Here is a 21,959-nt window from a genome sequence, read left to right on the forward strand (position 1 = left end):
CGCTCCCGGTTGCATGGCTGGATTCCTATGGCCGTCGACGGCACGTCGGCCCCTGGAGCCAAGAATTTTCCCCTGCCGGTTTCCCCCGCAAGCGGGGACCCCGACCAGCATTCCTCGCGCATGCGCCTGCAGCGCCAAAATTCGTGGCTCCGGCCGGGGCGCAGCGCTGCGCTTGCCCTCCGCTCGCCTCTGGCGGCTCCGGCTCTGTTTCGTCTTCCCGGCCATGAACGGATCGCCATCGCAACGGGGCACAGCCCCACAAGATGGAGAAAGATAATGCGCAATATCGCCGAATTCACTCTCATCGGTCGGGTCGGAACCATCAAGCAGGTCGGCAAGACTGTTCGCGTCAGCATCTGCGCCAACTACCCGTTCAAGGACGACAAAGGTCAGTGGAAGGACGACGCGCACTGGAACGAGGTCACAATCTTCACAAAGGCGATCCAGTCTTACGTGAACGAGCACATCAGCAAGGGAGACTTGGTCCACGTCCGCGGGCGACTTCGGCAGAACAGCTTTGAGCGCGACGGCCAGCGGGTTTACACCGTCGATCTCATCGGTCTGGAGTTGGGCCGGCTGGCGCAAGCCAGCGAGCGCGTCGCCGCATAGCGGATCGGCGGGGAGGTTTTGGCCTCCCCGCCGCTTTCCGCCTTCCGGTTGTGCTAATTTCAGTATGGCAATTTGCGTGATCGCGTCTGACGCGCAAGGCTACGCTCGGCTTGATTTTTCTTTTCGATTGCGGAAACCAACTCATCGTAATCGATACCGCTTTTATTCAGCGCACGACGGGCATCGGTATCGTTGAAGCCAAGCAATTCGAATACACTCATATTGAGGCTCGATGCGATGCGTTCGATGGTTCGGAGCGTCGGATTTCCTCTACCACGCACCATCGTGTAGTAGGTGCCGCGCGCAAGGCCTAGCTTTCGCTGGAAGCGTTCCGTCCCACCGTTCTCGATTTCGAGTTGCTGGAGCCGGGCTGCAAGCATTTCACTCAGAACAGAATGATCGGTCGCCTGGGGTTTGCGGACTGGTGACATGGTAGGTTGGCTTTCGGGTCCACCGGGAGAAACGCCGGGGAACATACACCAAGCCCGAGGTCCAGTATATTGGACGTTGGAGAATTTTACAGGCAAATCTTTGAAACGACTCATCTTGCCGCCCGAGTATCCCTGATGTCCGCGCGGCGTCCGGCCGTGGGGCTAACCTGCCGGTGAAGCAATCTCAGCGGGTCGATACCCGCCCGCTCGGCTATGAGCTCGATGTAATCGAGGCTGGGATTGGCTGCCGATGTCATCAAGTGGAAATAACTCGATCGCGGAATGCCAAGCCGCTCCGCGAATTCCCGCCGGCTCAGCCCCGATTCCAGCCTGAGCGCTTCCAATCCTGCGTGGAACGCACTCCGCAAGGTGCTGCCTTGCGCTGCGTGAGCTGCCTTTCGGCGGCAACACTTCTCACCCATCGCTGATTCCTCGCAGTTCCAAACGCAAACGGTTCCGCCGCTCCGCCGGTCAAGCCTCCATGTTGGACGGCCGGTCAACATTCAATATAATAGACGGATTCGATTCAACCAAGAGAGGTGCGTTCGGACAAAGAAAAACCCGGCAGAGCCGGGTCTCTCATGAGGATGAACGGGCTGGCGACGCCAATCGCCAACAATGCCCCTATCGCATAGAGGCATTTTAGCCCGCGCCATCCGACAGTTCAAGGGGACTCGCGTTTTTACGCCACGGTCTTTGTTTGCCCGCGCTCTCGCTAACGAGAGGACGCGAATGGAGATGCTTGACCAAAATCCGATTACGCCGTTTGGGCGGCGACCGCTGTCGCTCAGTACCGTCGAGGCGCAACGCGGCGTGAGAGAATTCCCCGAGGGCAAGCCCGCGCACAAATGGCAGGTGTTCCGAAACATCTGTGAGGCGCGGGCATCGCTCGCCATCTCCGATCGCGCGCTTATGGTTTTGAACGCACTGCTCTCGTTTCATCCCGACACAGTATTGACTGCCGGCGCGACCGATCTGGTCGTGTTTCCCTCAAATCGGCTTCTTGCCTTGCGCGCGCATGGGATGGCAGCCTCGACCTTGCGCCGCCATCTTGCGGCGCTTGTCGATCACGGACTCGTTCTCCGAAGGGATAGTCCGAATGGCAAACGCTACGCACGCAAGACGCCTTCCGGCGATATCGAACAGGCGTTTGGCTTCGATCTCGGACCGATCGTGGCCCGATCCGACGAATTCGCTGCCGCGGCCGAAGCCGCCATCGCCAAGCGCCAGGCGCTCGGCATTCTTCGCGAACGGATGACCTTGGCGCGGCGTGACATCGCCAAGATGATTGCGACTGGTGTGGAGCAGGGTGTCGCCGCCGATTGGGCCTCCTATCATCGGACGTTCCGAGAGATCCTGACCCGGCTTCCTCGCGTCCCGAAATGTGAGATTCTTGAGCCCATCGTTGTCGAACTAGTGAGCTTGGCAAAAGCGATCGTCAAAGCTCTCGAACAACACCTTGATCCGATCGAGCCCGTCCCGCCAATTTCATCGGCCGATCGGACTCAGAACTCAGGCCCGGAGGAGCCTAGTTCATCCGAACCTGACCCGGCACCGGGCGCCCATGAGATGGCTGACCCCAGCAACGCTCGAACGGCCAGCGCAATCCCTATTCGCATGGTGGTCGAACTCTGTCCCGACATCGTCGACTATGCGCGCAGTGGCATCCGCACGCCGCAGGATCTCATTACGACCGCATCCACCGTTCGTTCCATGCTCGGCATTAGTCCAAGCGCCTGGGAGGAAGCCCGCATCGCAATGGGCGATGGACAAGCCAGTGTAGTGCTCTCGGCCATTCTGCAACGGGGCAACGCCATCAAGAATCCAGGAGGCTATCTCCGAATCCTGGCCCGGCGCGCCGCAGCGGGCAAATTCTCAGTCTGGCCGATGCTGATGGCGCTTCGGCGGCAAGGGCAAGCTGCCCGTGACAGAGACCCACCCTCATCTTCCTTCCCGGACGACTTTTCGTAAAGGTGATCCTGCTTGTGTCGCTTCCCTCATTTGGTGCGTCGCGTGGCCGCGAACATGCGGCCTCAGCGCGGACATCTCTGTCAGGTTTCGTGCGACGGCGGCAGCCGGCCGATCCGTTTGAGGTGGTCGTAAACTATGCGGTCGATGATTCGAAGCGGCTGTGTTCGCTCCTCGGCGGCCATTTGACGGACCACAAGGTCGATCGCATCGGGGAAGCGCAACGCGTAAGGCCGAGATGAGGATCGTTCGCCGTAGACATCGAATGGATTTCGATCGCGGGCTTTCTGAGGGCGTGATGGCTTGCGGGTCGACGCGCTTTCCGTCGAGGTCGGATGTGCTGCTGGCGCAGCGACCTGATCTTCATAGGCGGGTGTTACCACGACCGGCTTTGCCGCGGGGGTATCGATCGGCGCCGTGTTCACGCGATGAGCGCGGAAGGCGTCGCGGGGCAGGGCGGGGCGATCCGGTTTCTGTGCAGAGTCGGGATCCGTCATGCGGCGTCGCCCTGGTCGGCACCTTGGCTTGCAGCGAGCAATTCGCGGACGACCTGATCGGCGTTGTAACGGGCCTTGCGGACCGATTCGTCCTTGTCGCTCATCTGGTACAACGTGCCGTGTCCGCTTGTCATGGTGCGATAGGTGACGCGCCGGTACAGCGCGTTGGCGCAAACGGGAACTTTTTCTGCATCGAGATAGGCGACGACCTCCTTCAGGGGCCGGGTGTTGCGGTCGAGGCTGTCGTATTCGTTGAACAGAACACGATGCTGGCTCATCGGCAGCTTTGAGCTGGCAGCATGCTGTTCGAGATTGCGGATGGTGCGCACGACCTGGGAAGCGTCGAAGGTGTGAACCTTGCAAGGAAGGACAACGAGGTCGGCGCGGAGCGCCGACTGGATCAAGACATCGCCATAATAGCCGGGGGTGTCGACGACGACGACGTCATAGCCGTCCAGCCGATCGATCGCCTGGGCGAGAGCCTTTTCATCAGGCGCGCGCACGAGGTCGACGCCCTGCGGGCTCAAGCCCCGCGCGACCGATGACGCATGCCATTGGTAAGAGGATCCCTGCGGATCGGCATCGACAATGGCGACCGAGTAACCGTGCTTGGCGAACTCGCCGGCGAGGATGATCGCGACGGTCGTCTTGCCGCTTCCGCCTTTCGGGTTTGCCACGGCGAAGATGCTCGGCACTTGGTCCTCCTTAGGCGGTGAGCTCCGTCGGCGGAATGACAACATACAACATAATGAACTTGCGGCAATCACGCAATATCTCTTTTCGGTAGATCGTGATTGCGGTTTTGTCGCAATGCACTGGTTCGTTAATCGGTGATTTTGCGAATGCGGTGATGCCGCGTTGCCGGGATGTCGGATGAGGTTGTTACGGTGTTGAGGCATTCCCGTTCTCCGGCGTTACCGTCTTGCCGAATTGCGGTCTTGCCGCAATCAGGAGCTTGTGGATGGCACTGCGCGCCAGAAGGTTGGAGAGTTCATTCGGACAGCTTTTTTGGACGCAAGCGCCTTCATGCGCTGAGTGTCTAACATTCAGTGTATTAGATATTGGTTGACAAGATACCGGTTTGTGGGCCAAACCGGGAAACGGCTGCTGAGCGCAGCCGAGGGCACTGACGCGCGACGCCGGCGTCCTGACGGAACGCCCGGCGTATTCGGCTTCGGTCTGACGACCGACGAGCCGCTCAACCGGAAAGAGTGTGGGGACGCGGATGGCTGGCTCTGCATCACTGAGACGCAAGCCGAGACTTCGGACCGAGCTCTCCGAGACAGATGAGCAGCGTCTGCAGGAGGCCGTCGCGTTGTTTGGCTTGCCGAAAGCCGAGGTGGTGCGTCGGCTGATCCGCGCCTCCGTCCAAGCAGGCCCCGCATTGTCGGCCGAAAACACGCGCGCTGTTGTGGAGTTGGCGAGCCAGGTGCGCATGGTCGGCCGCAATCTCGCGCAAGTCGTCAAGGCGATTCATCGCGGCCAAGCCGTTCGCATCGAAGACACCGAGCCGGTATGGCGAGGGCTGCACGAGGTCATCGCGGCGATCAACGACGAGCTGACTGAGATGACGGTCGCCTACGGGTCGAAACTACGTCGCGAGGCCAAGCTCGCGCTGTCGGCGGAGATCTCAGGCGAGGAATTGACGTGAGCCGTGCCGCACAGATCGTCTGGTGGCTTGAACAGGTCGAGGCGGCGCGTCGGGCAGTCGTGGAGGCGCGCGCGGAACGTCGGCGGCCGCGTCGGCCGGGCGATAACGTCCGCGCACGGCAAGTACACGTCGCGCCGCTTCCCAAGATGCCGCCGGCACAAGATATCATTCGCGGCGCGACAATTACGGGCGAGCGTGATGAGGAGCGGGCTCGCGCGATCCCGGCCGCGAGCGGAGGTGCCGGCGCAGGCCCTGGGGCCTCACCTTCGCGTGGGGCGCGGGGCTCGATCTCCGGAGGCATCAGCGCCGGTGCTGGAGCCGGAGTGAACTCGACCGGGGGAGGGCAGGGCGGTCCTCTTGGTCGAGCCCGGCAGCTCGCTGCCGGCTACCAGCCTGCCGTCATCAAGGTGGTTTCTTATGCGCGCGGTGCCGCGCGCGCCACGGCGACCGGCCAGTATGTGCAGCGCGAGGATGTTACGCTTGAGACCCATGACGGGCGGCTGTTGACGGACCGGGAGGCCGTGGCCGAGGAGATGAAGGCTTGGTCGACCGACTTTTCGAAGCGCGCGGAAAGCCAAGACGTCGGCGCATTCCGTCTCAAGGTTGCAGGTGTTGCAGATAACGCCGAAGGCCGAGCGTTTTGCGAGAAGGCGATCGCGTCCGCGTTCTCCGGACATCGTCACGCGACCCGCATCGATGTCGACGATAACGGACAGCTCGAAGCGCACGTTGTCGCGGCCATGGCCGGGAGCGGCAAGGAGCGATTCCGCATTCGAGAGGCTCAGGCCGCCGATCAGGAATACGACGCCAGACCACGCCGTCTCGATTCCGTTTCGGATGCCGCGGTTCGTGCCAGGATCGCAGCGGCCACAGGCATTGATGCGGAGACTGTGGTCATTCGGCCCGGGGCGACGAGCCATGGCCGCGATGGCGTCACCTACAGGCTCAACAAGCTGATTGAGCGGGGTCCGGCGACCGACGATCGCGGGAAGAGCCTGTCCAACGTGGCGGATGCGCGGATTTCCGCCCGCGAATGGGGGCCGTCGCTTCGATCGCAATCCGCGCGCGATACCATGCACATGATCATTTCGGCGAAGGCCGGAACCGGTGTGACGGCCTTGGCCGACGCGGCGCGCGCCTTCCTGCACGACCGCTTCGCCGATCACAAATTCATGTTTGGCGTTCACACGGATAAGGAATCGGCCGGGCATATTCACGCTCACGCCGTCATCACGGTGAAGAATGAATCCGGCCAGAAGATCCATCCTAATCCAGAGACTTTCCGGGAGTGGCGCGAGGCTTACGCGCAGCATGCCCAGGCGCAAGGCCTGAAGATCGTCGCAACCTCGGCGAAGGAGCGGGCCTCTTCGCAAAGCTATGGTCCGAAGGATAAGGCAATCGTCGAGGCGGCGGATCGGCCGCGTCCTGCGCGAGAAGCCCGCGATCGTGCCTATGCCGCCGATCCCGGCAATCAACGTCTTATCGACAATGCCCGGCAGCGGATCCGGGTGGCGAAAACAAACCCCATCCGCCTGCCGATGTCGGCGCCGGATCGCAAAGTCGTGAACGAGGGCATCGTCGCCTGGAGGACCGTTGCGGCGGAGCAGCCTTCAAACGGCGTAGCAAAGGATATGCTCGAGCGGCTGTTGATGGCGCAGACCGTCGGTGGCATCCTGCACACGATTGGCAAACGTGTGGAGTATTTGGTTAAGGAGGGCGAGATGCCAATTACATCGGAGCAGATGGTCCAGGATTTACGCATCATGAATGATGCGGTCTCCCGGACTAGCGATCTCTTAGATGGAGAGACGAAGCAGCAATTTCGCGAAACGTCGGGGCGCTACCTGGAAACGCTCGCCAATCGGATTGATCTGCAACGCCTGCAGGAGCGTGGCGTACAGCAACTCAGCCCGGCGGACGTCGAGGCTGTAGTTGGCACGAACGCCGATCGGCTCATCGAGAACGCCCAGGAAATCCGCGTCAAGGAAGAACGGGAAGCGACATCTGCGGAGCGTCTCGCGAATCGTGCAATCGACGTCGAGCGGCGGCAGGAGGCGCGAGGGAGTATTGATCCTACTTCGCAAGAGGAATTGAAAGCGGAAAGGGCCATCGTTGTTGGCTCGCAACAATCCGCGGCGCGTGAAGCTCGAGAGGCGGCCGCGGCGGTCGAGGCAGCGCAGGCGATCGCGGAACATCCGGCGCAGCCGCTGCCAATATCCCTGATCCAGACCGATGCCTTGGCGAAGCTTCGCGCGGAGCAGGAAAAAATCGTGCGTGAGCTCGAAGCCGAAAAGCCAAGCTTGCAATCAATCAAAGGCCAAAGGCGCAGTTGAGGGGGAATATTACCAGCGATCTCTAAAAGGAATCGCAAATATGATTGCTACGCGTTTGAACGCGCTCGCTAAGGGTGATTGAAATGTTCCTGGAGTTTGCTACGGAGATCCTAGCCCAAAATCTTTAGACGCATGGCGATTGCGATCGCATGTGTCTTGTTAACAGCATCAAGTTTCTCGCGAGCGGAAGCGATGTGTTTCGCTACCGTCGGTCGAGAAATGCCGAGAATGACCGAGATTTCCCAATCGGTTTTTCCCTCCCCAGCCCAGAGAAGACAGTCAAATTCACGAGGTGAAAGCTTATTGCTGCGCGTTGATCTCGGACGACGTAAACACAACCAATGCCCGATGGCAAAATTTGCAAGAAACGTAAGGGCTGATCGGTCGTTACTGCTGAGATCGTCCTTTGCTCCGCCGAAGGACAATGCCGCTGACCGCTGATCAAGCGTCGTGACCGGGATCACGAAGCCTTCGACTAACCCAAAGTCGGCAGCTTCCCCTCCGATTATCCGCGCGTTGTCTGGCTCCGAACACGACTTGTAACTTTCAGCCCAGGAAAAGGCATTTCGATCCTTTTGAAGGCGACCAACGATCGGGTCGCGCGGAAGATAATTTTGAGCGACGTATCTGGTCGCCCAGGCTTTGGGAAAATGTTGCACCATAGAGCGGGTTCGTATCTCGGTCCTTGAATTTTGCATATCAGCTGGTGGTACGATTCCACCAAATACTGAAGCAAACCCGTAACTATTGGCGATGCTTATAAGACAATCTTGAAGGGCGCTTTGGTCGACCGCTTGCTCTATCAGCGAGATAACTTCCCAGGTGCTCCAAAATAAGTCTGTCATTCTCAGGCCCCCGCGACTGATCATGTTCCGAGTAGATCCGTCTCGCAAAAGGCGGATGAGAGGGTCTCCCGCGACGCGCGAGATTCTAAGTGCAGAAGTGGTTCGGTATAGCGGTCGGGCGGCGCCATTATCAAACCAAGAAAAATGTTACTAGAATTCGGCGAAAGAGGAGTGTGATATTTTGTGTTTATCGCCAGCTATAGAACCTGGTTCTCGTGTGTACGGTGCCTGTAGGTTCGGGGTTTAGCGATGCGCGTTCTGCTTTTGGAAGATGATGCGATGATCGGCGAGGGCCTTTCCCGGACGCTTGCGGAGGAAGGCATGTCGGTGGATTGGGTGCGCGCCGGCGGAGAGGCGGAAGCCGCGCTCGCCGATAGCGGACATGCGATTGTGCTGCTCGACCTCGGGCTGCCTGGCGCTGAAGGTTTCGATCTTTTGAAGGCGGCGCGGAGCCGGGGGTTCGATACACCTGTGCTGATCATCACGGCGCGCGACGGGCTCGACCATCGGGTGGCCGGGCTCGATCTCGGCGCGGACGATTATCTCGTCAAACCCTTCGAGACACGGGAGTTGCTCGCCAGAATGCGCGCAGTCCTCCGCCGCCGGGCGGGCAGGGCGACATCGTACCTGGTGGCGGGCGCGATTGAGCTCAATACCGAGACGCATGAGTTGTCGCATGCTGATATCGTGCAGGTGTTGCCCGCCCGCGAGTACGCTTTAATGCACGCCTTGATGGAGCGCCCGGGTCGTATTCTTTCCCGCGCACAGGTGGAGGAGCGTATTTACGGCTGGGGAGAAGAGGTGGAAAGCAACGCGGTCGATGCCCTGATCTACTCGATACGACGCAAATTCGGGAAGGACATCATCTTCAATGTGAGGGGGGCGGGCTGGATGGTACAAAAATCATGACGACGGTATCGCTCCGGCGAGCAACCCTTGTCTCGATGACCGTTCTTCTGACCTTGGTCGGCGCCGCCGCGATGTTGCTCGCCTACAAGCTTGCGCGTGACGAAGCCGCTGATTTTCTTGACGGACAGTTACGCCAGGTTGCACTCAACGCCGGTTTGGGTCTTCCCGATGCTGACGCGCCGCCGGCCAGCGATCAGGATCCGGAAGATCAGATTGCGGTAACGATCTGGAAGGGTGGCGTCGTTGCCCACACCACGCTTCGCGGTCTCGATATCGCGCGGCCGAGCAAGCCCGGCTTTGAAAATGTCGTCATCGTAGGCGAGCCCTGGCGGGTCTATTCGACGGACAACGACACCTGGACCGTGCAGGTCGCGCAGCGCGACAAGGTTCGTCAGGAATTTGCTCGAAGCGCCGCCGTGGGAGCCGCAGCTCCCATCCTGATCGTGATACCGCTGTCCTGGCTCGTCGTTGGTTGGGCGCTGAACCGGATGCTTGGACGGCTGGACACTCTGGCGCGGGATATTGCGAATCGAAGCGCGGTGGCGGCCGCAGCCATTCCCCTCACCGGAATTCCGGTCGAAGTGGCGCCCTTGGTCGAAAGCATGAACGGCCTGATCGTGCGCCTGCGCGCCGCCGTGGAAGCGCAGAAGCGATTTCTCTCCGACGCGGCGCATGAACTCCGCACCCCGCTCGCCGCGATGCAAATCCAGGTGGATAACCTCAAGATCAACAGCTCCGGTTCGGTCGGAGCGGAATTCGAGGCTGGCAAGGCGGCACTTGCGCAGGGCGTGAAGCGCGCGAGCGCCCTTGTCGGTCAACTGCTGCGGCTGGCGCGCCTCGACGAGCCCGTAGCACCCCTCAGCGAAACGGTTGAGGTGGGTCCGCTGCTGCTCGACTGCGTCGGCGATCATGTCGTGCTGGCCGAACACAAGGGCATCGATCTCGGGGCCCGGATGGAGACGTCCGCGACGCTGCATGGTTCGGTCGAGGAATTGCGCGTTCTGTTCGCAAATCTGATCGATAACGCCGTGCGGTACACGCCATCCGGCGGGCAGGTGGACATTTCCCTGACTCTGCGCGACGGGCGAAGCGTTGTCGAGGTTCTGGATACGGGTACCGGTCTGCCGCCCGGCGCCATTTCCCGCATCTTCGATCGGTTCTATCGCGCGTCGCCGCCGGACGTCGAGGGAACCGGTCTGGGGCTGGCGATCGCGCGGCGAATTGCCGAGCGCAATGGTCTTGTCCTGACCGTCGAGAACCGCCCCGACGGGGCAGCCGGCGTTCTCGCGCGCGTCACATTACCGGCATAGCGCACTTTTCTCTTCTCGCCGCACCCATGCTCATTCTGTCCTCAGTCTCCGGGGCCATGGTCACCTCATCGGAGCGGGCCGTCGCCGACGCGCCGCGCATCCGTTCGCAAGCGGGGGCGAATTGGAGAGACACATGATCAGGACTACCCCGTACCGCCTGGGCGCCTTGGGCGCCGCAGGTATCTTGCTGGCGCTCATGGTGCCGGCGCTGGCCTACACCGGTCAAAAGCTTGCCGGTCAAGCGAAGGTCACCATCACGCAGGCCCGGGAAACCGCTCTCAAGGCCCATCCCGGCAAGATCACGGACGAAGAGCTTGAGCGCGAATCCGGAGGCAGTGGCCTGCGTTATTCGTTCGACATCAAGAACGGCTCGCGGACGCAGGAAGTCGGCGTCGATGCCGCGAGCGGCAAGGTACTCGAAAACAAGACAGAAGGTCCCCATCCGGACTGACCGCAGCATGTCCCACGAACAAACCCGGTGCGTCCTCGCACGCGCCGGGTGGCCGGCTACATAACGGAAATGCAATCATGACCCCAGCCCAGAAATTCGCATTGAGCAAAGTCCCTGAAGTTACGCTCGGCTTCTGGATCATCAAAATTCTTGCCACAACGCTCGGCGAGACTGGCGGTGATACCGTCACCATGACGCTGAATTGGGGTTATTTGGCGGGGACAGCCTTGTTCGCGGTGCTGCTCATCGCGTTCGTGATCGCACAGATCGTCGCGAAGCGCTTTCATCCGTTTCTCTACTGGGCGACCATCGTGGCCTCGACCACCTTTGGCACCACGATGGCCGACTTCGCCGACCGATCGCTCGGGATCGGTTATACCGGAGGCTCATCGCTGCTGTTTCTCTGCCTCGTGAGCGTCCTCGGGCTTTGGTACTGGTCGGAGGGGACGGTATCGGTCAACACCGTCTCTACGCCGAAGGTCGAGGCATTTTACTGGGGAGCGATCACGTTCTCGCAAACCCTCGGCACTGCGCTCGGCGACTGGCTGGCCGACACCGGCGGCCTTGGTTATGAAGGGGGCGCTCTCGTCTTTGCGGCCGGGCTGGCCGTCGTTGTCGCACTCTATTATCGCACAAACGTGTCGCGGGTGCTGCTGTTCTGGGCGGCCTTCATTCTGACCCGTCCGCTCGGCGCGACGGTCGGCGACTTCCTCGATAAACCGGTCGCTGCCGGGGGTCTCAGTCTCAGCAGGCCGCTCGCATCGGCCGTGATCGCAGCCTTCATCCTTGCGTGCCTGATCCTGTTGCCGCAGCGCGCGGGCAAGCATCCGGCGTGACGCTACTGCGTCGGCAAGCGATGGCGATCCTCATGAGCGTTCGCAAATTTTCAAGCGTGGCGCGTCGAGCGATGCAGAATCCGTAGCCGTCGGAGAGCGGCTCCCATGTTCAATTTGTCAATTTGTCGTTCAATCAGCAATCGTTGTTCGGAGAAAGCCGCATGGACAGAATCGTCAGCACGGAAGCCAGCAAGGTGCCGGCAATCACGCTCGGATTCTGGGTCATCAAGATATTCGCGACCACCCTGGGCGAGGTAGGCGGCAACGCGGTGACGTTGACGTTGGGTCTCGGCTATCTGATCGGCACCGCGATCTTTGCCACCGTATTGATTGCGGCCGTGAGTGCTCAGATAAGGGCGAAGCGATTTCAGCCCTTCCTGTACTGGGCCGCCATCACCGCGACCACGCTCGCCGGAACGACGCTTGCCGACTTGGTCGATCGTTCGCTCGGCATTGGCTATCTCGGCGGCTCCCTGTCGCTCTTCACGATGGTCATGGCGACACTGGGCTTGTGGTACTGGTTGCTCGGCTCCGTCTCCGTCGAAACCGTTACGTCGCCCAAAGTCGAAGCGTTCTACTGGGCGACCATCATGTTCTCGCAGACCCTCGGCACGGCGCTCGGCGACTGGATGGCAGATGACACCGGGCTCGGTTACAACGGCAGCGCGCTTGTGATTGCCCTCGTCTTGGCAATCGTCGCCGTTCTTTACTTCTTCACGAAAATGTCCCGCACCACATTGTTCTGGGCGGCTTTCATCCTGACGCGTCCGCTGGGCGCCACAATTGCCAACTCGCTTGACAAGCCGGTCGCCGCCGGGGGGCTTGCCGTTGGCGACTTTTCCGTCTCGGCAGCCCTCATCGTCGTCATTACCGTTTGCATTCTCGTTATTCCGCAGCGGCCGGGGCGGCATCCCGGCGCATATTCGCGAGTCTCCGAACTTCGCGGACTCGATTGATCGCGGAATAGACTCCCGACATCACCATGGAGTTCTCAAATGGAGGAGCATCGTTCCACACCGCGCCGCCGGGTCTTGAAGGCTGCAACGATCGCGTTTGGTGGAGGCGCAATCAGTTGCACGGTTCGGAATCTTTCCGAGTACGGCGCCTCGCTAGATGTGACATCACCGATCGGAATTCCCGACGTCTTTTCGCTGCTGATGGATAGCGGCTCGCAGCATTGCCGGCTGATCTGGCGCAAGGAGAGACGTATAGGTGTTCGCTTCACTGGGGCGAATAGCGAAAACTAGGAACGACAATGTATACTCGATCGCGGCGCGACGTCCCCGAAAGGCTTTCATCAGGTGGTCGATATAGGCAATCATGTCGCGAGGAGATCCAGCTAAGCCCGATGCCGCCAGACACTCTCGGCGAGAATCACGGCAAGACCGACGAAAAGGGCCGCGCCGCCCCAGGCCGAACCGGCTGTCAGCCATGGCAGCACAAGCCACGCGATGCCAAGCCACGCAACGATTGTGATCGCGAAGCTGCCGTCATCCACGAACAAGCCGAAAAGCTCTCGAATGATCGTCCTGAACCAGCGCATGCGGAACTCCTATCGTTTCGCGGCGTCGCGCGCGCTCAACCGGGCCCGGCGAAACGGGGTTGCGATCAATGCGATGATCAGGAAGCCAGCGATGAGACCAAGGATAGACCAATCTTGACCTGGCCATCGAAGTCCCATGCCTTCGCCAACCCAGAAAGCCCCAAAGGCGGAGAGCAATACACCGACCATGAACTTCAAGGTATTCTCCGGAATGGACGCCAAAGGCTTGTGAACGACAAAGCCAAGCAGCACGACGACAAGCAGCGCGGCCAGCGCCCCAACGCTCGCCGGAACAAGCAAGCCCACGCCGCCGGAACCGACAGCGATAACAATGAAGACCACCTCTGTGCCCTCAAGCATCGTGATTTTGAAAGCTGTTGCGATGGCAACTTTGTCCCATCCCCGCCCACGCTGCCCGAGCTTGCGCAGCGATTCCGTTTGCCTGGAATAGATCGCGTCCTCGTCATGCAAAGGAATAACGCCGGCCGAACGCAGGATTGCCTTGCGCAGCCATCGCATTCCGAAGAGGAGCAAAAGCGCTCCGACCGCGAGTTGGACGACATCCAGCGGGATGCGCGCGAGCGCCGGACCGATAGCCACGACGATGGCCAGCAGCACGCCAAGCGCGGCCCCACTTCCGATCAATGCACCGCTCCAGCCGCGGACCGCGCCGACGGCCAGAACAACGGTCAGAGCCTCGACGAACTCGACGAGTGAGGCCAGAAATGCGGCAATTGCCGTCGGCCAAGCATGCGCCCAATTAACGATCATATTACTTCTTCCGATGAGAATTTGAGGACAGCGCACTGACGTGATCCGGTGATGCAAGACGAATAGATTGCTGAGAGAACGATGGAAACCTGGAATACCGCACTTTTTATAGCCCTCAATGCCCCGGCTTCAGCGAACGCCGTAACGATAGGGCTCGCCAAGGTAGCCGCGGAATATCTCGTGTATGTGGCTGCCGTTCTGGCAGTATGCTTGTGGGTGCGGGGTTCGCGTGATGAACGCGATGCGTTGACTTCGATCGGGGTCGGGCTCCTGATCGCGTTTGCACTGAGCTGGACCATCGGGCTTCTGTGGTATCATCCTCGCCCCTTCGTTATTGGCTTGGGTCGTACTTTACTGGCTCACTCGCCCGACAGCTCGTTTCCGAGCGATCACACGACATTCCTTTGGACCTTCGGCTTCGGTCTCCTCGCCACGCGAGAACAACGCGGGTGGGGGTGGGTACTGTTCCTCGCTGGTCTTGCGACGGCCTGGGCTCGAATCTACGTGGGCGTTCACTTTCCCCTCGATATGGCCGGGTCCGCCGTTGTCGCGGCCACAGGTGCTGCTGTGACATGGGCTGTTCATCTTCACGTTGCAGCTCATCTCCTGCCGCTGATCGAGCGACCTTACGAAGCCTCGCTACATGTCTTCCATTTGCCCAAGGCGATTTTCCCCCGCCGCATCTCTGATCGATGAAGCGGCTCGAGGTGATGCACAAATGCGTACCAGCCGGTTCGTAATCTCGATCTTAGCATCATCTTGCTTCGCTTTATGCTTTCTGCCTCGGCCCTTACATCACTCAGGTTTCGGTAAGCCACCGGCCGAAAGCCGCCGGTATGTTCGGTCCATGGCGATCGACCGGCTTCCGAGCCACGGAAAATGACCGTAGCGGAACGAGATTTGATGAGCTGCAATATCGGCAGGGCGCCTTTCGACAAACCGTTCAAACAAGGCTGCCGCCAGTCCAGTCCGATCGGAGCCGCTTTGACAGTGGATCAATATCGGTCGTGGCGCGGTACGCATCGTCTCCATCAGTTTGGCAATCGTCCCAACCGCCGGATCCTGTAGGGCCGACATTCGAACATCCAGGTGAGAAGCTCCATGCGCGGTCGTAACCGCCACTTCATTGTCGTACCACCAAGACCCGCTGTTTTCGCCGCGCAGATTGATCACCGATTTGATGCCGTAAGCGTCCATCACATCGGCCAACTTCTGCCCGTTCAACTGTGCGGAGCGGTAAAGCACTCCGGATTCGACGACGTGGACATTCCCGACCAGTTGCAGGCCGATGGCCCACCCGCCGGCAAGACCAACGCAGATGAGAAGCGCATTTGTCGTATACATCACGGCGCGGCCAATCGGATGAGACGTCAAAAACCGGTTCGTCGTCGCAAAGAAAGCGAGACAGGACCTCCCGACATTTGATTGGCGACCTCGGTCGTTCGCCGCGCGCTCGGTCATCGAGAGTTTCCGATATACGCCATCGGAGGCGCCGCGCGGTCGAACTCGGCCTCCTGACTACGAAACCATGTGACGGCATCGAGTCGCCGGCCGCTAACGGGCGCGCTCTTCTCGATTGCATCGAGAGCGAAGCATTGGATCGGTATTGTCGGTACGAACGTGGGAAATGTCATATTTCACCTGATGCCAGCGAGACTTGCCTTTGCGCGACGGTCGTATCGGCAGCGAGGCGATAAAGATGAATATCGCCCGTCGCGAACTCGACCGAGGTGACAGATTCGGGCGATAACCTGTCGAGAACCATGACCAGCGAGCGCAGGCTGTTTCCATGGGCGACAACTAACGTCCTGTCGCCACGCATGACTGCGGGCAAGATCTTTTGGATGAAGAATGGCAATATTCGTGCGGACGTATCCTTCAGGCTCTCTCCGCCCGGCGGCGCCACATCATAGGAGCGGCGCCACAGTTGAACTTGATCGTCGCCCCAACGCGTTCGAGCCTCATCCTTGTTCAGACCGGTGAGATCGCCGTAGTCTCGCTCGTTGAGTGCGGCATTGCGACACTGCCGGACATCGGCTTGCCCCATGTTCTCCAGGATGATCGAACACGATTGCCATGCCCGTCGAAGCCTTGAGGTGAAGCCGATATCGAACCGAACATCCAACGCTTGCAACCGTTGCGCAACGCCGCTGGCTTCGGCAATTCCCTGCTCCGTCAGAGCGAGATCGCGCCAGCCCGTGAAGATGTTCTTGAGATTTCCCTCGCTCTGGCCGTGCCGGACGAGGACGAGACGCCGGTCGATCGATTGCTGCGTAGCAGGATTGTCAAAGGACATGCGTCCTCCTTTGCGTTGGCCAAACGGCGTCCCTCGCGACATGCCTTTGCGGATGTAACCCTTTCAAGAGATGAAAATCCGCGTCGCCCAGAGTCCGATGAACAACGCCGTGGCAGACGCCAACACCGAAGCCAGAACGTAAAAGGCGAGGACCACCAGCTCGCCGCGCTCATAAAGCAGGGCGACGTCGAGCGAGAACGATGAAAAGGTGGTGAAGCCGCCAAGAATGCCCGTCGCGAGAAACAACCGCCAGTGCTGGGAGGCGCTTCCTCTCGCCATAAAATAGCCGGCGATCAAACCCATCGCCAGCGACCCCACGATGTTGACGATCAATGTGCGGTAGGGGAAATTCAGACCGAAGACGCGAGCCGACCAGACGTTGACTCCATGTCGGAACGCACCGCCGATGCCGGCGCCAAGGAAGACGATCAGATACGCTTGCATCGCGCTATCTTTGATTCTTCGCGCGCGACCGCGCTTCGAAGATGGCGGTGACTAGTCCGAGGACGAGCAGGCCGCCGACGAGGTCGTAGGCCGCGCCCAATCCGAACGCGAGAAAACAGATTACGCCAACGGCAGCAAGAATTGACGCGGCAAAGCTATCGCCTGCGATCAATTTAAGCCATTCGCGCAATTGCCTGGTGAGAATGTCCATGCGGCTGCCCTTGCAATCATCGAAGGGCAACAAAAAACCCGCCTATGGCGGGTTAAACAACGCTCCCGCCATGACGGAGCTTTGCAGCCCCATCCCAGCAGGAGTCATCAGCCCACGACGGGCGGGTATCGGGGGACTCCATCCCCATCTGTAACTCAACAGTAATCGCTTCGAGCAAATTGGTCAACGGATCGATCCGCGTTCGATGCTCGACGCGCCGCCCGGCCATCGTCCCAGTGAAAGCGTGAAATTCCTAGAAGAGAGCGGTGACGGTCCACGCCGACGTCGCACGGGTTTGCGAAGGGTCGGAGGATGAGTGTGATGACCGAAATGCGACCTCGTCCGGATCGCGTGTCGATATTGTCGTTGTATTCAGAGGATGGGTAGCCGCCGGAATGTTTGGCCTTTTCATCCGGCTCGACGTGGCTCGACAATGCATCGATCGCGTTCATTGCGGGATCGAGAGCACCAGATGGCCGATGAGTTCGCTCGTTCCGGAAACATTCGGCTGCGGGTACTGGTAAGATATTAGCTCGAGTTTTGCTTCGCCAATTCAGGCGAACCGCCGCCGAGTTCATCGACGGCCGACTCGAACCGCCCGAAGCGCAGGGCTAGGGCGGGTAAGACAAGCAAATTCAGGGCCATCGAGGTCAGCAGGCCCCCCAGGATCACGAGCGCCATGGGGCCTTCGATCTCACGGCCTGGATCTCCCATTCCGATCGCGAGGGGCAGGAGACCGAGCGCAGTCACGAGCGAGGTCATCAGGATCGGCGTCAGCCGGTCGCCGGCGCCTTTGATCGCAGCTTCGAGGCCCCAAGGCATACCGTCAGTTTCGACCAGGTGCTCGTAATGCGAGATCATCATGATCGAGTTGCGCAGCGTGATTCCGAACAGCGTCACGAAGCCGACCATCGAACCGAGTGAGAGTACGCCTCCGGTCGCAAATACCGCCAGCACGCCGCCGACGAGCGCGAACGGCAGATTGACAAGGACGAGCAGCAGGTTTCGCCAGTTACGCGTTACGATCGACAGCAGCAGCACGACCCCGATTGCTGCGATCGACGAATGGATCAGCAGGTCCCGCCGGGATTGCGCCTGCGCCTGCGCCGAGCCGGCGAATTCCACGTAGACGCCGCTCGGGAGTTCTACGTTGGCAGAGACCGCGGCCTGAGCATCCCGCACGAACGAGGCGACGTCACGGCCGGCCACGTTCGCCGTCACCGTTTGGAGACGTCGGCCGCCGAGGTGAGACACCTGATAGCGCCCGGCGGTTTCGTATATGTCCGCGATTTGCTTGAGAAGCACATAGCTGCCGCTCGGGGCGCGTAGCGCAAGGTCACCCACCTTGGTGATGCTGTTGCGACTCTCGGCGTCGAGTACCGTGATGACGTTGAAAACCCGGTTGCCATCATAGCTCTGGCCGACAACATCGCCCTGATAGGCGGTGCGGACCAAATCGAGGACGTCCACCGCATCGAAGCCCCAGCGCTCCACGTCCTTTTTCCGGAGTCGAATGGTCAACTGCGGCATACCAGGCGGCGATTGCAATTGCACGTCCGTCGCACCCTGGATACCCCCAACGGTACGCGCGACGTCCCGTGCCGCGCGATCGAGCGTGTCGAGATCGTCGCCGAAGATGTTGACGACGACAGCAGCCGTGTAGCCTGACAAGGTTTCCTCTACGCGCTCGGTCAGAAATGGTGTGACCGCGAAATTGACTCCCGCGAACCCTCGGAGCGCCTTGCGTACGTCGGCCTGCGCTCCTTCCGTCTGGTCGCCCGATAATCCGGATTTGAGGTCGACTTCGAACTCGCTTTCATGCGTGCCCGCGGTGTCGTCGGCTTTCTCGGCGCGGCCGATGTGCTGGGCGACCGAGCGCACCACCGGCAGAGCGATCAGGGCCTTGGTGACGAGAGCGCCGAGGCGCTCGGATTCGGCAATCGAGGTGCCGGGCACAGCCGACATGTGAAGAATGAAATGCCCTTCCTGGAGTTCGGGCAGGAAGGCGCTACCGAAGAACGGAAGGGCGGCACAGCCGGCCACGGTAAAAACCAGAGTGGCAGCGATCGCCGTACGCGGATGGATGGCGATGCCGCGCAAAATTCGCTCATAACGCCCGCGCGTCCAGCGAACGACGGGCGGCTCTCTATCATGCGCGACCGCACCCGCGCCTTCGCCTCGTCGTCCACGGCCGGCGAGCAGCAGCATCGAGAGCGCCGGCGTCACCGTCAGCGCCACAACAAGTGATGCGAGAATGGCGAATATATAGGCCATGCCGAGCGGCGCAAAGAACCGGCCGGCGAGACCCGGTAACGTCAGCACGGGCAAGAAAACAAGAATAACCGCGAAGGTCGCATAAATGACAGCGCCGCGCACTTCGAGCGAGGCGTCGAGGACGACCCGGCCCACTGGCCGAGGTTCCGGCAAACGCCTGTTCTCGCGTAAACGCCGGACGATGTTCTCAACGCCGATCACCGCATCATCAACGACTTCGCCGATGGCGATCGCGAGCCCGCCCAAGGTCATTGTGTTCAGGCTCTGGCCCAAAGCGTCGAGGATAATGACGGCGGCAAGCAGTGACAGCGGGATCGCCGTGCAGGCGATCGCCGCCGTGCGTAGATCGAACAGGAACAGAAACAGGACCACAATGACGAGGATACCGCCGAGGAGCAGCGAGTTCCGGACATTGTTGGTGGCCGTATTGATGAAGTTGGCGGGACGAAAAAGATCGCCGTGAAATTTGATACCGGCCTTTTCCAGTCCCGGCCGCAAGCTCGCCAGCGCCTCTTCGACGTGCTGGGTCACCTCGACCGTATTGGCGCCGTATTGCCCCGAGACATTCAACATTACGCCAGGCTTGCCCATAATCGTCGCGCCGCCGATCGGCGGCTCCGGCGCATAGACCACCTCGGCGACGTCACCGAGAAGCACGCTCGAAGCGCCTTGGTTCAGCAGAACAGTGTGAGCAACATCCTCCGCCTGGAGCGACTGGCCCTCGGTCTGGAAGACGATGCGCTGATTGGCGGTGTCGATAAAGCCCGCGCCGCGCACGCCGGTGGCTTTCTTCGCCACGGTCAAAACGTCGTTGAGGGTGAGATTATAGCGAATGAGCTGGTCCGAATGGACCTGAACCTGAAGCGAACGGAGATCGCCGCCGAACACCGCGACCTTGGCGACGCCCGGCACGGCGAGAAGCCGCAGGCGCAGCGTCCAATCGGCGATAGTGCGTAAATCCATCAGCGAGTGCGTGTCGGAGGTGAGCCCGGCGACAAGGATGGTACTCGTCGAAGAGGTCAGCGGCGTCATTCCCGGCGGCCCCGTCTCCGCCGGGAGTTGTTGTGCGGCGACCGCCAGGCGCTCGGCCACCACTTGCCGATCCCGATAGATGTCACTTCCGGGCGCGAAGATAACCGTGATGACGGAGAGCCCCTGGATCGAGGTGGACCGCAACGATTGCACGCCGGGGACACCATTGATGGCATTCTCGATCGGCTGGGTGACGAGGACCTCGATCTGTTCTGGCGTAAGGCCGGGCGCCTCGGTCTGGATGCCGACCTGGGGCGGTGCGAACTCCGGGAAAACGTCGTAGTTGGCGCCAGCAACCGAGAGGACGCCGTAGCCGAGCAGCACCAAGGCCATAGCCACGACGATGCCGCGGAAGCGGATCGCGAAACCGATGACATTCGCTTGCAAGCCGAATGGTGTTGAATGATCAGGGTTTGCCGACGTCATTTCTTGTCCTCGCCGACCTGGATCTGTGACCGGAACTCCTCGGACAGCAAGATCTGCGCGCCCTGCGCCACAATCTCCGGGTCGGGGTATGGGAGGCTCTTGACCGAAACGATGAAACCGCCTCCGGGCGCGGGCACATCGGTTGGAATTTCGTGGCGCGTGAACGTGTCCGCGCCAGTGCGCAGATAGACCCATGCCCGCCCCGTCCACCACACGACCGCCGAGGCTGGAATTTCAATTCCATCGATGGGAGCACCGGACGGCAGGAACGCAAGGACGTTCATTCCCGGCAACAGATTGCTCGCGGCATCGGCCGCATAATAAAAACTCAGGCCTTGGATCTTCGGGTCCGTTTGCGTGGCGGCCGAGACAAAATCCACTTGATGGTGCGAGGCGCTTGCGCCGAATTGAACCGTCGCGGTCGACGGCGGCGTCATGGATGTTCCAGGCGGCAGTGTGATCTGGAGGAGGAAAGTCTGGCGCTCGATCAGATGCGTCACCAAAGGCCCACTCTCGACGAGCGCCTTGCCGATGACCGTTCCCCACTCCTGCAGCGCCGTTGCTTTTAGCGTTTTGACCTGGGCTTCTGCCGTTGCGACGCCGGCTTTATCCGCACCGAATGTGGCCTGGGCCGTCTGTAGCTGCGCCACAGTCGTGATGTTGTCCTTGGAAAGGGCCTGCGCGCGCTCGAAAGCCGCCTTCGATGCAACGATCTTAGCCTGAGCGCTCTGAAGCTGGGCGACGGCAGTTACATAATTGTTGTCCAGCGTAACCAGCTTGTCGAGGTCAAGCACTGTTCCGTAGGCGCGGACTTGCTCCTGGTACTGCGTCGACTTTGGTTTGGTAACATCGACTCCGCTCTGCCTACGCGTTGCTGCGTCGAGGGTCACGACGGGCTGCCCTCGGCCGTCAGTCGACACGCGTAAGGGCGCTTTGACCGGACGTTCTCGCTCGGCTTCCATCGTTGCCTCGCCGCGTCCGGCAAGGAAACCCCAGACGACAAGCACGCCAAGACCTCCGATCGCCGCCAGAATAACCAGAAGCCGAACGATTCGACGCCCAGGTCCACCAGGATTCTTGTGCTCACTACCGGACATGCTCACATCCATCGACAGTTTCCGA

Annotated in this window: 25 protein-coding genes and 1 riboswitch; of the genes, 11 read left to right on the forward strand and 14 right to left on the reverse strand. The window is 60.6% G+C overall.

The features are described 5' to 3' along the window. Positions 1-276: 276 nt before the first annotated feature. Positions 277-609 carry a single-stranded DNA-binding protein gene (locus ASC80_RS22240; RefSeq protein ID WP_002719020.1) on the forward strand — a complete coding sequence of 111 codons (333 nt, stop codon included), beginning with the start codon at positions 277-279 and terminating at the stop codon, positions 607-609. A 59-nt stretch (positions 610-668) separates the two neighbouring features. Here ASC80_RS22240 and ASC80_RS22245 read toward each other — a convergent pair whose 3' ends face one another. Both ASC80_RS22245 and ASC80_RS22250 read right to left on the reverse strand, forming a co-directional pair. Next, positions 669-1,040, reverse strand: a complete 372-nt coding sequence (locus tag ASC80_RS22245; protein ID WP_040308444.1) for a helix-turn-helix domain-containing protein — start codon at positions 1,038-1,040, stop codon at positions 669-671. Between the two features lie 110 nt (positions 1,041-1,150). Further along, positions 1,151-1,543 (reverse strand): helix-turn-helix domain-containing protein, encoded by a 393-nt coding sequence (locus tag ASC80_RS22250; RefSeq protein WP_347329882.1) that lies wholly within the window; start codon positions 1,541-1,543, stop codon positions 1,151-1,153. A 235-nt stretch (positions 1,544-1,778) separates the two neighbouring features. Here ASC80_RS22250 and repC point away from each other — a divergent pair, with 235 nt between their 5' ends. Continuing rightward, on the forward strand, positions 1,779-3,011 hold the full coding sequence (gene repC / locus ASC80_RS22255) for a plasmid replication protein RepC (RefSeq protein ID WP_040308457.1): 1,233 nt from the start codon (positions 1,779-1,781) through the stop codon (positions 3,009-3,011). A gap of 80 nt (positions 3,012-3,091) precedes the next feature. Here repC and ASC80_RS22260 read toward each other — a convergent pair whose 3' ends face one another. Further along, complete coding sequence (locus ASC80_RS22260) at positions 3,092-3,505, reverse strand: hypothetical protein (protein ID WP_002719024.1); 414 nt, start codon at positions 3,503-3,505, stop codon at positions 3,092-3,094. Next, on the reverse strand, positions 3,502-4,200 hold the full coding sequence (locus ASC80_RS22265) for a ParA family protein (RefSeq protein WP_002719025.1): 699 nt from the start codon (positions 4,198-4,200) through the stop codon (positions 3,502-3,504). Before ASC80_RS22265 ends, ASC80_RS22260 begins: the two co-directional genes overlap by 4 nt. 629 nt (positions 4,201-4,829) lie before the next feature. On the opposite strand from ASC80_RS22265, the gene ASC80_RS22270 reads away from it, so the two are divergent. Together ASC80_RS22270 and ASC80_RS22275 are read left to right on the forward strand one after the other, a co-directional pair. After that, the gene (locus tag ASC80_RS22270; RefSeq protein ID WP_244487344.1) at positions 4,830-5,156 is read left to right on the forward strand and encodes a hypothetical protein; all 327 of its coding nucleotides are present in this window, start codon (positions 4,830-4,832) and stop codon (positions 5,154-5,156) included. Continuing rightward, on the forward strand, positions 5,153-7,489 hold the full coding sequence (locus tag ASC80_RS22275; protein WP_056301966.1) for a relaxase/mobilization nuclease domain-containing protein: 2,337 nt from the start codon (positions 5,153-5,155) through the stop codon (positions 7,487-7,489). The genes ASC80_RS22270 and ASC80_RS22275 overlap by 4 nt, the downstream gene beginning before the upstream one ends. A 110-nt stretch (positions 7,490-7,599) precedes the next feature. Here the strand turns inward: ASC80_RS22275 and ASC80_RS22280 are convergent, their stop codons facing one another. Then, positions 7,600-8,334 (reverse strand): helix-turn-helix transcriptional regulator, encoded by a 735-nt coding sequence (locus ASC80_RS22280; RefSeq protein ID WP_056302060.1) that lies wholly within the window; start codon positions 8,332-8,334, stop codon positions 7,600-7,602. A 249-nt stretch (positions 8,335-8,583) separates the two neighbouring features. On the opposite strand from ASC80_RS22280, the gene ASC80_RS22285 reads away from it, so the two are divergent. From ASC80_RS22285 to ASC80_RS23345, 6 genes are all read left to right on the forward strand, one after another. Beyond that, a complete protein-coding gene (locus tag ASC80_RS22285; RefSeq protein ID WP_056301967.1) occupies positions 8,584-9,243 on the forward strand; it encodes a response regulator in 660 nt (219 codons plus the stop codon). A gap of 35 nt (positions 9,244-9,278) precedes the next feature. Further along, positions 9,279-10,553 (forward strand): ATP-binding protein, encoded by a 1,275-nt coding sequence (locus ASC80_RS22290; protein ID WP_244487345.1) that lies wholly within the window; start codon positions 9,279-9,281, stop codon positions 10,551-10,553. A 133-nt stretch (positions 10,554-10,686) separates the two neighbouring features. Continuing rightward, positions 10,687-11,004 (forward strand): PepSY domain-containing protein, encoded by a 318-nt coding sequence (locus ASC80_RS22295; protein ID WP_056301972.1) that lies wholly within the window; start codon positions 10,687-10,689, stop codon positions 11,002-11,004. Between the two features lie 77 nt (positions 11,005-11,081). After that, on the forward strand, positions 11,082-11,840 hold the full coding sequence (locus tag ASC80_RS22300; protein WP_042002414.1) for a COG4705 family protein: 759 nt from the start codon (positions 11,082-11,084) through the stop codon (positions 11,838-11,840). Positions 11,841-12,001: 161 nt separating this feature from the next. Then, on the forward strand, positions 12,002-12,796 hold the full coding sequence (locus tag ASC80_RS22305) for a COG4705 family protein (protein WP_056302062.1): 795 nt from the start codon (positions 12,002-12,004) through the stop codon (positions 12,794-12,796). Positions 12,797-12,835: 39 nt separating this feature from the next. Next, positions 12,836-13,087, forward strand: coding sequence for a PilZ domain-containing protein (locus tag ASC80_RS23345; protein WP_082512717.1), 252 nt, complete (start codon positions 12,836-12,838; stop codon positions 13,085-13,087). 92 nt (positions 13,088-13,179) lie between these two features. Here ASC80_RS23345 and ASC80_RS22315 read toward each other — a convergent pair whose 3' ends face one another. After that, complete coding sequence (locus tag ASC80_RS22315) at positions 13,180-13,383, reverse strand: hypothetical protein (protein WP_056301978.1); 204 nt, start codon at positions 13,381-13,383, stop codon at positions 13,180-13,182. Positions 13,384-13,392: 9 nt separating this feature from the next. After that, positions 13,393-14,154, reverse strand: a complete 762-nt coding sequence (locus ASC80_RS22320) for a COG4280 domain-containing protein (protein ID WP_056301981.1) — start codon at positions 14,152-14,154, stop codon at positions 13,393-13,395. Positions 14,155-14,235: 81 nt separating this feature from the next. Here ASC80_RS22320 and ASC80_RS22325 point away from each other — a divergent pair, with 81 nt between their 5' ends. Then, the gene (locus ASC80_RS22325) at positions 14,236-14,850 is read left to right on the forward strand and encodes an undecaprenyl-diphosphatase (protein ID WP_056301984.1); all 615 of its coding nucleotides are present in this window, start codon (positions 14,236-14,238) and stop codon (positions 14,848-14,850) included. A 99-nt stretch (positions 14,851-14,949) separates the two neighbouring features. Here the strand turns inward: ASC80_RS22325 and ASC80_RS22330 are convergent, their stop codons facing one another. The 7 genes from ASC80_RS22330 to ASC80_RS22355 form a co-directional block, all read right to left on the reverse strand. Beyond that, complete coding sequence (locus tag ASC80_RS22330) at positions 14,950-15,615, reverse strand: tyrosine-protein phosphatase (protein ID WP_082512718.1); 666 nt, start codon at positions 15,613-15,615, stop codon at positions 14,950-14,952. Between the two features lie 169 nt (positions 15,616-15,784). After that, positions 15,785-16,417 (reverse strand): 2,3-bisphosphoglycerate-dependent phosphoglycerate mutase, encoded by a 633-nt coding sequence (locus ASC80_RS22335; protein WP_056302064.1) that lies wholly within the window; start codon positions 16,415-16,417, stop codon positions 15,785-15,787. Between the two features lie 96 nt (positions 16,418-16,513). Continuing rightward, on the reverse strand, positions 16,514-16,894 hold the full coding sequence (crcB, locus tag ASC80_RS22340; protein ID WP_056301988.1) for a fluoride efflux transporter CrcB: 381 nt from the start codon (positions 16,892-16,894) through the stop codon (positions 16,514-16,516). A gap of 4 nt (positions 16,895-16,898) precedes the next feature. Further along, positions 16,899-17,105 (reverse strand): hypothetical protein, encoded by a 207-nt coding sequence (locus ASC80_RS22345; protein ID WP_056301990.1) that lies wholly within the window; start codon positions 17,103-17,105, stop codon positions 16,899-16,901. 91 nt (positions 17,106-17,196) lie between these two features. Next, positions 17,197-17,260: riboswitch (Fluoride riboswitch) on the reverse strand. Beyond that, positions 17,261-17,557 carry a hypothetical protein gene (locus ASC80_RS23910; RefSeq protein ID WP_156464495.1) on the reverse strand — a complete coding sequence of 99 codons (297 nt, stop codon included), beginning with the start codon at positions 17,555-17,557 and terminating at the stop codon, positions 17,261-17,263. 76 nt (positions 17,558-17,633) lie between these two features. Further along, positions 17,634-20,837 carry an efflux RND transporter permease subunit gene (locus ASC80_RS22350; RefSeq protein WP_056301992.1) on the reverse strand — a complete coding sequence of 1,068 codons (3,204 nt, stop codon included), beginning with the start codon at positions 20,835-20,837 and terminating at the stop codon, positions 17,634-17,636. Continuing rightward, positions 20,834-21,946, reverse strand: coding sequence for an efflux RND transporter periplasmic adaptor subunit (locus ASC80_RS22355; protein WP_056301994.1), 1,113 nt, complete (start codon positions 21,944-21,946; stop codon positions 20,834-20,836). Before ASC80_RS22355 ends, ASC80_RS22350 begins: the two co-directional genes overlap by 4 nt. Between the last annotated feature and the right edge of the window lie 13 nt (positions 21,947-21,959).

It is taken from the genome of Afipia sp. Root123D2 (assembly GCF_001425835.1).
Lineage (GTDB): Bacteria > Pseudomonadota > Alphaproteobacteria > Rhizobiales > Xanthobacteraceae > Afipia.